Source organism: Shewanella halifaxensis HAW-EB4 (assembly GCF_000019185.1).
Classification (GTDB): Bacteria; Pseudomonadota; Gammaproteobacteria; order Enterobacterales; family Shewanellaceae; genus Shewanella; species Shewanella halifaxensis.
Window position 1 is genome coordinate 1,152,970 of record NC_010334.1, and the last position, 12,130, is coordinate 1,165,099.

Here is a 12,130-nt window from a genome sequence, read left to right on the forward strand (position 1 = left end):
AACTGATACAGGTTGAAAAGTAATCAGCTAGACAGGGGTATTAATATCGATTGAACAGTAGTGTTAAACGGTGCTTCATGCTTAACTGTTGACATATAAGTAATTTTGTCGAAAGTTAGTTGTTCATCAGTGAGATAGAAAAAAGGAGTTTGTGGTGATCGCAGACCGGATCCCGTTAGATAAGGGGAAAACTATTTTGGTAGATATTGATATTCGTCACAGTCATGATGCCGATATTGATGGTATTTGCCGGCTCTACAGCCAACAAAGTTGTTATGCAGGTACTCTACAGCACCCCTTTCCATCGTTACATTCATGGCAAAAACGTCTGCTGGATCTGCCAGATAACTGCTATAGCCTTATTGCAGTGAGAGACGGAGACATCGTTGGTCAAATAGGGATGGAGGTGTTTAATAATCCTCGGCGTAAACACGTAGCTAATATCGGTATGGCTGTAGATGAAGCCTATCGAGGAATTGGAATCGCCTCTGCAATGCTTGAAGCCATGATATCACTTGCACAAAATTGGCTTGCAGTAAGACGAATAGAACTTGAAGTCTACACCGATAATCACTTAGCAATTAGTCTCTATAAAAAACATGGCTTCGTGATTGAGGGCGAAATGCGTGAATATGCTTTTCGTAATGGAGAGTATATAGACGCATTTCTGATGGCAAATGTCAGAGATTAACTGTTTTTCTCTGGAGTCTTAGCTAGCACAAATTGAGTGGCTTGCTCATCTAGACTGCGCTTAGATAGGTAACTGGTTCCCTTGCTGTGTTTGATTAAGAAACCTCGCTCTGTGGAGGTGATGCTACTGATATCTTGCCACAAAATAGTGCCTTGAACGTAGAAGGAGTCATTAGTAATACCTGACTCGTCTATGGTTAGGGTCACTTCGTTGTTAGCGGCCTTACTCATCATTTGGCGCATCAGCCACCACGGCTTTCTAAAGTAGACATTTAGGGCTTCGAGTGCGCCTAGGGCGATGATGAACCAAGAGGCATAACCATTGATATTGGTTAGCATTAAGGCGGTACCCACTATCGTGAAGATAATGGCCTTGCGGTACGCGCGTATGGATGTGTCGACCACAACAGACTCATCGTAGCACTCACTAAAATGGCTTTTATCTAATGTGTATTGAGTGGTGTAGCTATATTGTTCGTTCATTAGTTCTCATTATTACTGCAAGGGCTTGCGAGTGAATATCGGTATAAGTGCGGCTGATTATAGTGCTTAGTTTGCTGATAGTCGCTTAACTTGAGCTTAAATAGCATTAATTAGATTTTATATATAAGGATTGAGTATGACTAAGATCCCTACTGATTACGTTAATTATAAATCCACACCGGTATTTGAAAAAGATAATGTGCCCAAGATGTTTCTTCATCTGCATAACACTAAGGCTGGCGTCTACGGTCAAATTCAGGTGTTAAGCGGAGCGCTTAAGTTCTACGGGTTCAGAGATAGGCGAGGTGAGGTGGAGCAAGAGCTCATTCTCAAGGCCGGCGATACAGGGGTGTCACCTCCTCAGTATTGGCACAAGGTGGAGTTTCTCACCGATGATACACAATTTAGAGTCGATTTTTGGGCGCAACAGAGCTCAGATATTGTTGTTCAAAACCTATCTGAGCGTGATTGAAGCCTTCAATTATTACGACTTTATTGGGAGAAAGTTGGGGGAATTAGTGCAGGTGGGGCTTGATCGCTAAGATATCGCATTTAAGTTCATCGACGAGTACTGATGATGTGTGACCTTTTAACTCACCGATTACCCCATGGTGCTCACCGGCTCCAATAACCAAAAGATTGGCATTACATTGGTTTGCTACCGTGGGGATGACATGATCCGGTAACCCTTGCTCAAGGTGCAGGTGATCATCTGCTAGATGGTAGCTTTTAGCGCTGTTGACTAAGCGGTCCCAATGTTGCTTTTTTTGCTCTTCATCTGAGCTTTGGTGACTCACTTTAGTGACCGACATACTCCAGTTTTCCAACTGATAACAGTTAAGTAGGTGAATGTCATTGTCCAATAGAGATGCGAGTTGTTGGCTATCATCGATTAGGCACTGGTTTAATTCCTTGTGTTCGGTATTGGAGTCAGCAGTTTCTAAGGCTGTGAGGATATGCCCTTGAGGTCGCCAGCTTTTATTGCCCACAATCATAATGGGTTGCTCGCAATCACGCAGAAGATGGGCTTCACCACGAGGGATAAATTCACTCAAGATTGCATTGTGATGTTTATTGTTAATGATGACTAAATCGTAGTCGCCACTCTGTGTTTCATTGAGGAGCGCGACATGATCTTTGAGGTTATTGATGCTTTTTATCTCTACCTCTACGCCTTGACGTTGGTACTTGGCTAAAAGTTTTTTTACAAAAAGCATAGGGTCAAGGGCGTTATTTGGAATTAGCCCTATTTTGCTTAATAGGTTGCTGTAGGGGCGATCGATTTTTAATGCTGTGACTTTAGAGTTGGTTTTTTTTGCAAGCTGTAACGCCTTGTTTAGTGCAAATTGTGCCGGTGAGTCATTATCTATCACCGTTAATGTATGGTGGTACGCAATCATAGGGAGGTACTCCGTCAGCCTTACACTCCCTTGCGATCATCGCTTGTCCGTAATCCTGTAAATTTAGCCCAAAACCCGGTAAAAACACGGGTTTGCTAATACTAAATCACACTTAAAGCAAGGTTTGTAAGCGCATTCTGATCTACATAATCATAAGTTATTGATTTAGCCCGCTCCCGTGAAGCTCTCATTCAAACTATTTCAATGAATTTTTTCAATCAAATACGCCTACTATTGTTGTTAACAAATTCTAACCTGACATTAATACCAATCAGTATAAGAAGTTGATCTACTCGGAGCGTTTTTTGGCAAACTAATTCAAGGCGAATAGCTGAAAGAATGGTTATTCCCTTATGAGGCTGTTCAACGCAGAAGAAGGCTGCCAAAAACGCTCCAGAATGGCGAGTTTTAGCGGTTCTGATGCAGTGTTAACGAGCTTAACCGTAGAACAACTATGCTCTTCACTCGTTGCAAACCACATGGATGTGGTGAATGTCATTAATGCAGGAGCAATTAATGACCTCGCCTCAAAATCGCTAAACTCTCGCTGAGCGACCAAATCTTTATACTGATTGGTATAATCTATAGCTTGGGTATGGCTTTATGCGTAGGGAAAGGGCGATACAGGGAGGTGCAGAATGCAATCAAGAATAGATAACTCGCAAAGTGATGCTGTGGGCTCTAGTGGCCAGTTTTGGCAAAATTAACCATCCCCTGTCTCCGACAAGGTTTCTATTTAGGCAAAAATAAGAGGCCGCTCGGCAACCGATAAACCTTTTCTCGTAGGATTTGCATTCTATATCGGCTTATTCTCGCTCGCTATCTGGTTGAGTTGAATCCGACTATTCAATGCACGCTAGTTAGCCCCTAGGTTTACTTTCATCATCTTCAACAGAGGTTGGCCTTGGACAATACTTCACTGCTTACATAGGGAGATACCGAGTCGCTGGATAAGAAAAATGAGTTGATCAGGCTCATCGACTTACAGCATTCGCTATTGATTAAAGGTTATATTTATCCAAGCTCTGTTTGCCCGCTTATAGTACACCGCGGTGACTACTCATAACGATTGCGCATTGTCGGGATATCAGTGAGATATTCGACAAACTCAACTTCGTAGCCATCGGGATCGATGAAGTACACATTACGACGATAGGGCTCTTCTGCACCAGCTTTATCTACCGGGTAGCCGCTAGCTTTGAGGCGCTCAATTACCCCATCAAGATCATCGGTGACATAAGCAAAGTGGGCTAAACCCACTTGGTGCCCGCTTAAGTCGCGGTTATCTTCATTACCGTCATCATTAAATGTTAGGTATTGATAATCATCGCCAAAGTGAACCCAGTTACGCTCTACGCCATGCCAGCTAGATTTGCCGCCTCCGCGTATTTGCCAATGTGGAAATATTGCTTGGTAAAACTCCAAGGTCGTTGGAATATCTCTAACCACTAAATTTAAATGCTCTAAACGCATCATAATTGACTCCTTGTATTATTGTCCTAAATTGACTTACGGTTACATGGCGTAACTGTATTCTCGCTGTTCGGGTCGATAATTTGTTTTGTGACTACATGCCGTAGCTATACTCCTGCTGTTTTGGAAAAGGTTGGTTTTGGTGCTGATAACGGATCGTTTTTAAGGCTTCACTGTATTGCTCTAGCATATGCAAACTGTAGTCTATACGCTCTCGTAAATGTAACTCTCGCTCATCATCTGGCTTATCATGGTTAAGCACCTGCTCGACATTTCGAATGATTAAGTGATCGGGTATTGCTACAAGCTTATTGTTCTTTAAGGCATTCATTCTCAATTCTGCGATGGGATAGGCGCCGCTGATCCCGCTGACAACGGCCACTAAAAGTGCTGGTTTATGGGCGGTATCTTGCTTGTCACACATCAACAAAAAGTTCTTCATTAATGGCGAAGCCATACCGCCCCATTCAGGTGTGATTAATACTAAGGCATCAGCCTTATTTATTTGCTGAGAAATGATAGGCCAGCGACTACCTGCGGCAGATTTGGTTTCCGCTGAACCATCCCAAAAGGGTAAGTTGTACTGGTAAAGCTCGATGTGATTAACCTTGCTAAAACCCTCGACTCGTTCGTTAAGATAACGCGCAACTTTTGCACTTTGTGACTGGCTTCTCTGGCTGGCACTTACGATGACTAATTCCATTTAAGTAAACCTTTTTGTTTATTTAAGCTTTAGGTAAAGTAATCGCCTTACAAAACAAAGTAAAGAAAAAAGTTTACTTAAGTCTCGGTTTAGCAATAATGGTTCGGTGGCCAATGAGCTAAGCTGTAGGAAATTAAATGAAAACCAGCGATAAGATTTTGCAGATGTTAAAAACTCAAGGCGAGTTAAGCGCCAAAGTGATTGCCAGTGAGTTAGGGCTAACTACGATGGGCGTGCGTCAGCATCTACAAAGCCTCGAAGAAAGTCGCGATGTGATTTTTGAAGATAGAAAGGCGATTCGGGGACGACCTACGCGTTTTTGGGCACTGACGCCGCAAAGTAATAGCCACTTTTCAGATAGGCACGAAGAGCTGACCGTGCAGCTGATTGATTCGGTTAAAACCGTGTTTGGTGACAGTGGCTTAAATCAGCTTATTGCTCACCGAGAAGGAGCGTCACTTGCGCTGTATCGCAATGCATTAACCGCTACAGATACCTTAGCGGCAAAGCTACAAGTCTTGGCTCAGCTACGTACAGACGAAGGTTATATGGCGACAGTTAAATATAGTGACGGTTGCTATTGGCTACTTGAGAACCACTGTCCTATCTGCGCCGCGGCATCAGCATGTGTTAACTTTTGCCGCTCAGAGTTACAGTTATTTCAGGCTTTGCTGCAAGATGAGGCGATAGTGAGCCGCGAAGAACACATTATCGAAGGTGCACGTCGCTGTGCCTATAAAGTACAGCCCCACCCAGATGAGAAATAGAGCTTTATGGAATCGAAACGTGCACGGCTAGATAGATTTATCAGCGTTAAAACAGGCATTAACAAAAAATACGTTAGATTACTGTTGGCTAAAGGGCAAGTGCTGGTGGACGGTGAAATTGCGCGCGATATCGATTTGATTATCGATCAGTTTTCCCATGTCAGTTTAGATGGCCAGGTGCTACAAGCGAATGCGCCTAGCTATGTGATGCTGTATAAGCCTGTCGGTGTGGTGAGTGCTACAATCGATGATAAGCACAAGACGGTTATCGATCTATTAGATAGAGAAGATAAGCATAGCTTGCACATCGTAGGGCGACTTGACTTGAATACGTCGGGCTTGCTGTTGCTGACTAATGATGGCCGTTGGTCGAAGAAGTTAATGTCGCCGCAGCACAAGGTGGATAAGGTATACCGAGTGACGCTTAAAAACCCTATCGATGAATCCTATATCGTAGCCTTTGCTGCTGGGATGTACTTTGCGTTTGAGGATATCACTACTCAACCCGCTAAACTTGAGATTGTCGATGACCATACTGCCTTAGTGACCTTGGTTGAGGGACGCTATCATCAGATTAAGCGGATGTTTGGTCGTTTTCGCAACCCGGTTATTGGTTTACACCGATTATCGGTTGGTACGATTGAACTGGGCTTGCAACTGGCAGTTGGAGAGAGTCGGGACCTGTCGGAGAGTGAAATTCAAAATGTTTAACGATTATTCCTCCTAGGAGGGATAGTCCAGTGTTTTACTCTCTCGGTGTTAGCTTACCTTGTAGGTAAGCAATCAGTTCTCAGGATGCAATACTGCAAGTTTTTGCCGACTAAAATGTAAATTCAACAGAAAAAGATCCATTTTATTAGTTTGTGAGCTGGTGCAATTTTTCGACACTTTTACTGAGGCAATTTCACTAGCTGCTAATGTGCTAAATTAGATAAAGCGTGTTCAACCTATCAAAACGGTAGGTTATCGTGATGAATGTCACCGCGACGTCTTCAGCCTGCCACCCTCTCTGTTTATTCTGGGTAACATGTTGATTATTGTCATGTATTTGGTGTTTCACCTCCTCGTAAAGGTTTTCCCTACATAACTTAATAGATTTGCTCAGCGCCATGGCTTCAACTAGAATGCGCGCGCTCAAATTAACTTAATTTAATATTCGCATTTAGCGGTGCGCATATATTTATTGACTACTTCCTGTAGGGGAACTCAATGTCGACACAACTAGCTAACCCAGCTCCACTTGGCCTAATGGGCTTTGGTATGACTACGGTTTTACTAAACATCCATAACGCTGGCTTCTTCCCAATTGATTCTATGATCCTAGCTATGGGAATTTTCTACGGCGGTATAGCTCAAGTTATCGTTGGTATCATGTGCTTTAAGCGTGGCGATACTTTCGGTACAACAGCATTTACTTCTTACGGTTTATTCTGGCTAACGCTAGTAGGCCTATTAGTTATGCCTAAGATGGGTTTTGCTGCAAGCCCAGCTGCATTCATGGGTTGGTACTTGCTACTATGGGGTCTGTTTACTGCGGCACTATTTGTTGGCTCATTACGTTACCCACGTGCTAAGCAAGTTGTATTTGCATCATTAACTATTCTGTTCTTCCTACTAGCGGCACGTGATTTCACTGGTAGCGAGTTAATCGGCACTATCGCTGGCTACGAAGGTATCTTCTGTGGTTTAAGCGCAATCTACTTTGCTATGGCACAAGTATTAAATGCTGAGTTTGGCCGCGTTATTTTACCAGTTGGTCCAGTTGCAGTTGCTGCATTTGAGCCAGTTGAAGAGAAGAAAGCGTGTTGCTAATTCACTTTTGCTGATTGCTTGATATAAGCAATTGACGTAAAAAAAGCTGACCTAGGTCAGCTTTTTTTGTATCTGATTTTTACTCTTTCACACTAAGACTCAGTGCTGGTTTAACGCTGCTGAAGCTTAAACAACCACTTACCATAAAGGTAAATACCAATTGCTGAGATGCTACCGATTGCGGCGATAATATACCAAGCCATACCTATGTCATGGGTGTTATATAAAAGCGTTGTCAGTGCTTGTGCACTCTCACCAGTATAGGCAACCAAAGTTGTAAAGGCTTCGCCTTGTGGAATCGCACTGATATCTGCTGCGCTCATTCCGCGTTCGGCCAATAGTTCGCGAGAAAAAACTTCTTTTGATGCATACATCTCGTACAGTTTAGGGCCAAAGTAACCTTCAAGCGTCCAACCGATACCCTGCGGTAACATTACAAAGCCCAAGTACATGGCTTTTTTACCTTCTGGTGCGATATTACCCATAAACTCATTTTTCTTTGGGCTGATCATCATCTCACCGAATGAGAACATCGCAATCGCAAGAACAATCATCCATGCCGCGTTTGTCGCACCAATCAATACGAACGCCAAAATACTCAACAAGCAGCCGGCTAGCATGGCTGTCGTGATACGATATTTAGCGGTTAATGCGGCAACCAAGAAACAGGTTGTCATGATCATACCCGCGTTCAGGTTTAGCATGCCCTCAGGCATCACCTTAGTACCGGTATTATCGAGTCCAAGCCAGAATTGGAAGAAGCCATTAGAGGTACCGTCTGGTCCAAATAGTGACGTCACAATCACACTGGTATCGACCCACTCAGAAATATGGATTGGTAACACATCAAATAGCGAGTTGAACAGGAACCAAAAACCCGCAAAAACTAACATATAGTAGATAACGATAGGCTTTTTGAGTTCGTGTAAGGCATCACGCCAGAGTGCTTCTTGGTGGATCTCTCCGGCTTTAATCTTACGGTTTCTCTCCATACGCTCTTCTTTACCTGGCTCTTTATAGGCGAGTAAGAATAGGAAGTTAAGCGAGATAATTGCGGCACAGGCATAAAATACATTATCCCATGATAGCTGGCGCATATGTACGGCAACGAGTGGTCCTAAGAAACCACCGATATTGACGACTTGGTAGAATATTCCCCACGCCATCGAGGTGTTTTGTCGACCTGTAGAAAGGACTAATGTACCTTGGATCCCGGGCTTAAATATACCGGTACCGCCCGCAAGTAATATGGCACCAAAAAGGAAACCATAAAAGCTGGGGAAGAAGGCCATCACTAGGTAGCCTGCAATCTTGATAATAGTCGAGGCGAAAATAGTCTCTTTATAGCCAACTCGGTCCGAGATCCCGCCAGTAAAAACAGGGATAAAGGTCTGCATAAATGCCCAGATGGCAATAATAATACCGTAATCGCTTAGGCTAATGCCCAAACCGCCTTCAGAGACGGGAGCCTTTGCATATAAGCCTGCACTGGCCTTGACGCCGTAATAGGCAATTCGCTCAACCAGCTCCATGCCACCGACAATCCAGAAAATGTAACTTAAGCTGGCAATAGAAGCCCACATACCTAGCTGCTTAACTTCCCTTAGGTCGTTATCTGCATAAGCATCGTTCGAATCGCTCATAACTATCCCTTCAAATGTTTTAATTATTTATATTTATTTTGTATGTTTTTTTTATTGTGTTGGTTTTGGGTTTATTGACCGTGTCATTCTTTACCAAAACGCTGCAAGCTTGTAATTGCAGCAGACACTTTACCTAATTTGCTTTAAACACCAAAGTGTTAATTGTGTTCTATTGAGGCTGAATGTTTTAAACGAGAATAAAACGTGAGCAGATGCTGCAAAAATTAGCCTAAATGAAACACTAAATTAGGGAGGGACTGCTTAGGTAAGCATTGGTTTGTCAACAAGTTGCTATAAAAAAAGGGGTGTTTTGTTGTCGTTGCTCGCCGAGTGTTAGCGCCTAAAGTGAGTGATGTGAAAAATATTGAAGTCGCCTTGAATTTAGCTGAGGGTAGCCTGTATTGCTGAGCTGTCAGCTAGGCTACGCTATTTTAATATGGCGGCAAATAGGGGGGCACTTAAGACCATGGCTATCCCGGTAAAGATCATGGTTAGGCTGGCAATAACCCCCTCTTGTCTGCCTATTTCACTCGCCTTGGCTGCGCCCGCACCGTGTGCCGATGCGCCTAAGGCTACCCCTTTGGCCACTGAGCTGCGAATTTTAGCCACTTTAAACAGTGGCTCACAGATTAACATCCCCATAATTCCTGTAAGCAGTACCAGCATGGCTGTCAGCTCGGGGACTCCGCCAAACGCCCCGGTGGCTTCGATGGCAAAAGGCGTCGATACCGAGCGCACCATTAAACTGTGGGAGATCTGTGCCGGCATATTGGTTAAATGGGCCAATCCCCATGATGAGGTTACCCCCAGCAATAGTCCAGTGATCACCCCTAGGGTCAAGGTTAAGGGGTACTGTTTGATAAGTTGCCTCTCACGGTAAATTGGTACCGCAAACGCTATCGTTGCGGGAGTGAGCATTGCGGCTAACCAATGGGTATAGGTAAAGTAATCTGTAACCGTAATGTTTAAGTTAATCACGACCAGCAAGATAAGTACCGGGGCAACAATAATTGGGGCAAACCACACTTTGCGTTGACGACGATAGAGGGCCTTGCTGGCGTAGTAGCCTACCAATGTTAAGACCAAACAGAATATACCTATGGCTGAGTGGCTCACGCTGCTTTCCTCTCTTTACTCGGTAAATCGACACGCTGTAGCGGTATAATTTGAGCTTTTGAAGACGCTAAGTGTTTTCTTAGGTGCTTTTTACGCTCATATTTAAATAGCCTATCTACGGTAAATGCTGTGCCTAACAGCACGCAACTGCTCGCAATTAGCATAGAGCCAATAAGCACCACGCCATAATGTTCAAGTAGATCTTGGTATTTAATCACAGCAACCACGGGAGGAATAAAAAACAGTAGCAGATCGCCAATTAGCCAGCTTGAACCTAGATTGACACTCGTCTCGGGCAGTAACTTACTGGCCAATAGTAACAATAAGATCCCAAGGCCGATAACACCACCGGGGATCGGGGAGTTAACCTGGTCCGCCAAGATTTGACAGCCCCAAGCAAACAAACAAAGAAGGGCTATCTGTGTGCCAGTAAGGGCTTGGTGTTTAAGGTTAACCTGAGCACGTTTGGCAAGGCTTGCCATGATGAGTTCCAAGTGAGCAAATAGGATGATTTAGCATGAGTTTACGCTTGCTTAATTAATAAAAAAAATGAATATTAATAATGTAATCTATAAATTTTGGTTATCTAAATGGATCTTAAAGCGCTGCACTATTTTACCCAGGTCGTTGACGCAGGTGGTTTTGCCAAGGCGAGTCGCAATGTATTTCTCACTCAACCCGCACTTTCTAAGGCGATTAAAGCCTTAGAGGAGGAGCTAGATATGGTGTTGCTGGAGCGAGGAAAACGCGGCACCCAGATTAAGCTTACTGCGGCTGGGGAGGTGGTATATCGTCACGCAGAGCTGTTGATGTCACAGCGCCAATCCATGCTATCTGAGCTGGACGCACTGAAAAACCTGACGGGCGGTACATTGAAGTTAGGCTTGGCGCCCCTTGGCAGCGCCGAGTTATTTGCCCCGGTGATTGCCAAGTTTAGGCTGCAATACCCTAAGGTGGATATGCGGTTGTTGGTTCGTGGTGGTATTGAGCAAACCTTAGCCCTACAGAAAGATGAGATTGAGTTGGCGACCGGGATTATCGAGTTTGATGGTGAATTCGACGGGTTAAGGATCCGCAATGATCCTATGGTCGTGGTTGTGCCTAAAACCCATGCCCTAGCTGAATGTAAGGAGCTGCAACTTAAAGACTTACAGTCTCTTTCGCAGGTGATGTTTGAGCCTGAATATGCCCTCTATGAGTTGATCTTAAACGCTTGCGATAAAGCCGGTTTTATTCCCGCGGAAATAACACGAGTCAGTCATGCCGATTTTGGTATCGCACTGGTCGCGGCAGGCACTGGGATTATGGTGTTACCGCAAATCATTGCCGAGCGTTATCGCGTCGATGCGGTGGTCAATGTGCCGCTTGCGGCACATGATCTCAGGTGGGAGCTGTCGCTATTTTGGCGCAAGCAGCAGAGCCTCTCTTTTGCGGCAAAGGCGATGATAGAGCTAGTTAAGCTGCAACTAGAACAGACTGCCGTGCCCGAATAATGCAGAGCTCCCCTCGAATTGTGTGGCAAAGGCGATGATAGAGCTAGTTAAGCTGCAACTAGAACAGACTGCCGTACCCGCATAATGCAGAGCTCCCCCCGAATTGGGCTAAGCAAAATAAAGAGTGGGTAAAACAAAAAGCCTAGCTCGGTTTACATCTATCGTAAAAGCTAGGCTTTTGGGGGGGATATCGGGTCTTTACTTCGCAAGTAGCTACTTAGTAATTAGCTACTTAGTAACGACCCAGAGCGCGTGTAATACGCCTGGCACAAAGAAAAGCAGGCAGAGAATAATGTTGATCAATAGGTCTTTACCTACACCACTTTTTAAAAAAACCGCCACAGGTGGTAGTAGAATCGCGATGATGATGAGTAACAGCTTGTTGGTATCCATGTCGTCATTCCCTTTTTCAGTTTCGAGAGCCTATTGCGCTAGGTACAGGCGCTTGCCAGTAATAGATATTGATTTAAATTTAATATAATTTAGCGCTTGTGTAAACGTGATAGCCTTGCCTTGCAGGTTGAATGGATAAAGCTTAAAAAGGGGAACC

General features: G+C 44.2%; 15 protein-coding genes. 7 read left to right on the forward strand and 8 right to left on the reverse strand.

What is annotated here, in order from left to right:
* Nucleotides 1-154: 154 nt before the first annotated feature.
* Nucleotides 155-691 carry a GNAT family N-acetyltransferase gene (locus tag SHAL_RS04760; protein WP_012276059.1) on the forward strand — a complete coding sequence of 179 codons (537 nt, stop codon included), beginning with the start codon at nucleotides 155-157 and terminating at the stop codon, nucleotides 689-691.
* On the opposite strand, the gene SHAL_RS04765 is transcribed toward SHAL_RS04760, so the two are convergent.
* Nucleotides 688-1,173, reverse strand: a complete 486-nt coding sequence (locus SHAL_RS04765; protein WP_012276060.1) for a YcxB family protein — start codon at nucleotides 1,171-1,173, stop codon at nucleotides 688-690. The two genes, SHAL_RS04760 and SHAL_RS04765, sit on opposite strands and share 4 nt — an antisense overlap.
* 136 nt (nucleotides 1,174-1,309) lie before the next feature.
* Between SHAL_RS04765 and SHAL_RS04770 the strand changes: the two genes are divergently transcribed.
* Nucleotides 1,310-1,645 (forward strand): TehB family protein, encoded by a 336-nt coding sequence (locus SHAL_RS04770; protein ID WP_012276061.1) that lies wholly within the window; start codon nucleotides 1,310-1,312, stop codon nucleotides 1,643-1,645.
* Between the two features lie 43 nt (nucleotides 1,646-1,688).
* Here the strand turns inward: SHAL_RS04770 and SHAL_RS04775 are convergent, their stop codons facing one another.
* Nucleotides 1,689-2,573 carry a universal stress protein gene (locus SHAL_RS04775; protein WP_012276062.1) on the reverse strand — a complete coding sequence of 295 codons (885 nt, stop codon included), beginning with the start codon at nucleotides 2,571-2,573 and terminating at the stop codon, nucleotides 1,689-1,691.
* A gap of 353 nt (nucleotides 2,574-2,926) precedes the next feature.
* Between SHAL_RS04775 and SHAL_RS23205 the strand changes: the two genes are divergently transcribed.
* Nucleotides 2,927-3,124: a hypothetical protein gene (locus SHAL_RS23205; RefSeq protein ID WP_041415849.1), complete on the forward strand. Its 198-nt coding sequence runs from the start codon at nucleotides 2,927-2,929 to the stop codon at nucleotides 3,122-3,124.
* Nucleotides 3,125-3,629: 505 nt separating this feature from the next.
* Here SHAL_RS23205 and SHAL_RS04785 read toward each other — a convergent pair.
* Together SHAL_RS04785 and SHAL_RS04790 are read right to left on the reverse strand one after the other, a co-directional pair.
* On the reverse strand, nucleotides 3,630-4,049 hold the full coding sequence (locus tag SHAL_RS04785; protein WP_012276063.1) for a VOC family protein: 420 nt from the start codon (nucleotides 4,047-4,049) through the stop codon (nucleotides 3,630-3,632).
* 91 nt (nucleotides 4,050-4,140) lie between these two features.
* Nucleotides 4,141-4,749, reverse strand: a complete 609-nt coding sequence (locus tag SHAL_RS04790) for an NAD(P)H-dependent oxidoreductase (RefSeq protein ID WP_012276064.1) — start codon at nucleotides 4,747-4,749, stop codon at nucleotides 4,141-4,143.
* 137 nt (nucleotides 4,750-4,886) lie between these two features.
* Here SHAL_RS04790 and SHAL_RS04795 point away from each other — a divergent pair, with 137 nt between their 5' ends.
* From SHAL_RS04795 to SHAL_RS04810, 3 genes are all read left to right on the forward strand, one after another.
* Nucleotides 4,887-5,516: a helix-turn-helix transcriptional regulator gene (locus SHAL_RS04795; RefSeq protein ID WP_012276065.1), complete on the forward strand. Its 630-nt coding sequence runs from the start codon at nucleotides 4,887-4,889 to the stop codon at nucleotides 5,514-5,516.
* A 6-nt stretch (nucleotides 5,517-5,522) separates the two neighbouring features.
* Nucleotides 5,523-6,227 carry a 16S rRNA pseudouridine(516) synthase gene (locus SHAL_RS04800; RefSeq protein ID WP_012276066.1) on the forward strand — a complete coding sequence of 235 codons (705 nt, stop codon included), beginning with the start codon at nucleotides 5,523-5,525 and terminating at the stop codon, nucleotides 6,225-6,227.
* Between the two features lie 498 nt (nucleotides 6,228-6,725).
* Nucleotides 6,726-7,328 (forward strand): acetate uptake transporter, encoded by a 603-nt coding sequence (locus SHAL_RS04810; RefSeq protein ID WP_012276067.1) that lies wholly within the window; start codon nucleotides 6,726-6,728, stop codon nucleotides 7,326-7,328.
* A 110-nt stretch (nucleotides 7,329-7,438) separates the two neighbouring features.
* Here SHAL_RS04810 and SHAL_RS04815 read toward each other — a convergent pair whose 3' ends face one another.
* From SHAL_RS04815 to SHAL_RS04825, 3 genes are all read right to left on the reverse strand, one after another.
* Nucleotides 7,439-8,971: an MFS transporter gene (locus SHAL_RS04815; protein WP_012276068.1), complete on the reverse strand. Its 1,533-nt coding sequence runs from the start codon at nucleotides 8,969-8,971 to the stop codon at nucleotides 7,439-7,441.
* A gap of 426 nt (nucleotides 8,972-9,397) precedes the next feature.
* The gene (locus tag SHAL_RS04820; RefSeq protein ID WP_012276069.1) at nucleotides 9,398-10,087 is read right to left on the reverse strand and encodes an LrgB family protein; all 690 of its coding nucleotides are present in this window, start codon (nucleotides 10,085-10,087) and stop codon (nucleotides 9,398-9,400) included.
* A complete protein-coding gene (locus SHAL_RS04825; protein WP_012276070.1) occupies nucleotides 10,084-10,569 on the reverse strand; it encodes a CidA/LrgA family protein in 486 nt (161 codons plus the stop codon). Before SHAL_RS04825 ends, SHAL_RS04820 begins: the two co-directional genes overlap by 4 nt.
* A gap of 108 nt (nucleotides 10,570-10,677) precedes the next feature.
* Between SHAL_RS04825 and SHAL_RS04830 the strand changes: the two genes are divergently transcribed.
* A complete protein-coding gene (locus SHAL_RS04830) occupies nucleotides 10,678-11,580 on the forward strand; it encodes a LysR family transcriptional regulator (RefSeq protein ID WP_012276071.1) in 903 nt (300 codons plus the stop codon).
* Nucleotides 11,581-11,808: 228 nt separating this feature from the next.
* Here the strand turns inward: SHAL_RS04830 and SHAL_RS22515 are convergent, their stop codons facing one another.
* Entirely contained in the window at nucleotides 11,809-11,973 is a 165-nt protein-coding gene (locus SHAL_RS22515) for a YqaE/Pmp3 family membrane protein (RefSeq protein ID WP_012276072.1), read from the reverse strand.
* Between the last annotated feature and the right edge of the window lie 157 nt (nucleotides 11,974-12,130).

What these genes read in the sequence shown, in the direction of transcription:
- SHAL_RS04830 (WP_012276071.1), top strand. Translation starts at nt 10,678, where the DNA reads ATGGATCTTAAAGCGCTGCACTATTTTACCCAGGTCGTTGACGCAGGT.
- SHAL_RS22515 (WP_012276072.1), bottom strand. Translation starts at nt 11,973, where the DNA reads ATGGATACCAACAAGCTGTTACTCATCATCATCGCGATTCTACTACCA.
- SHAL_RS23205 (WP_041415849.1), top strand. Translation starts at nt 2,927, where the DNA reads ATGAGGCTGTTCAACGCAGAAGAAGGCTGCCAAAAACGCTCCAGAATG.
- SHAL_RS04800 (WP_012276066.1), top strand. Translation starts at nt 5,523, where the DNA reads ATGGAATCGAAACGTGCACGGCTAGATAGATTTATCAGCGTTAAAACA.
- SHAL_RS04815 (WP_012276068.1), bottom strand. Translation starts at nt 8,971, where the DNA reads ATGAGCGATTCGAACGATGCTTATGCAGATAACGACCTAAGGGAAGTT.
- SHAL_RS04770 (WP_012276061.1), top strand. Translation starts at nt 1,310, where the DNA reads ATGACTAAGATCCCTACTGATTACGTTAATTATAAATCCACACCGGTA.
- SHAL_RS04790 (WP_012276064.1), bottom strand. Translation starts at nt 4,749, where the DNA reads ATGGAATTAGTCATCGTAAGTGCCAGCCAGAGAAGCCAGTCACAAAGT.
- SHAL_RS04795 (WP_012276065.1), top strand. Translation starts at nt 4,887, where the DNA reads ATGAAAACCAGCGATAAGATTTTGCAGATGTTAAAAACTCAAGGCGAG.
- SHAL_RS04765 (WP_012276060.1), bottom strand. Translation starts at nt 1,173, where the DNA reads ATGAACGAACAATATAGCTACACCACTCAATACACATTAGATAAAAGC.
- SHAL_RS04810 (WP_012276067.1), top strand. Translation starts at nt 6,726, where the DNA reads ATGTCGACACAACTAGCTAACCCAGCTCCACTTGGCCTAATGGGCTTT.
- SHAL_RS04785 (WP_012276063.1), bottom strand. Translation starts at nt 4,049, where the DNA reads ATGATGCGTTTAGAGCATTTAAATTTAGTGGTTAGAGATATTCCAACG.
- SHAL_RS04825 (WP_012276070.1), bottom strand. Translation starts at nt 10,569, where the DNA reads ATGGCAAGCCTTGCCAAACGTGCTCAGGTTAACCTTAAACACCAAGCC.
- SHAL_RS04775 (WP_012276062.1), bottom strand. Translation starts at nt 2,573, where the DNA reads ATGATTGCGTACCACCATACATTAACGGTGATAGATAATGACTCACCG.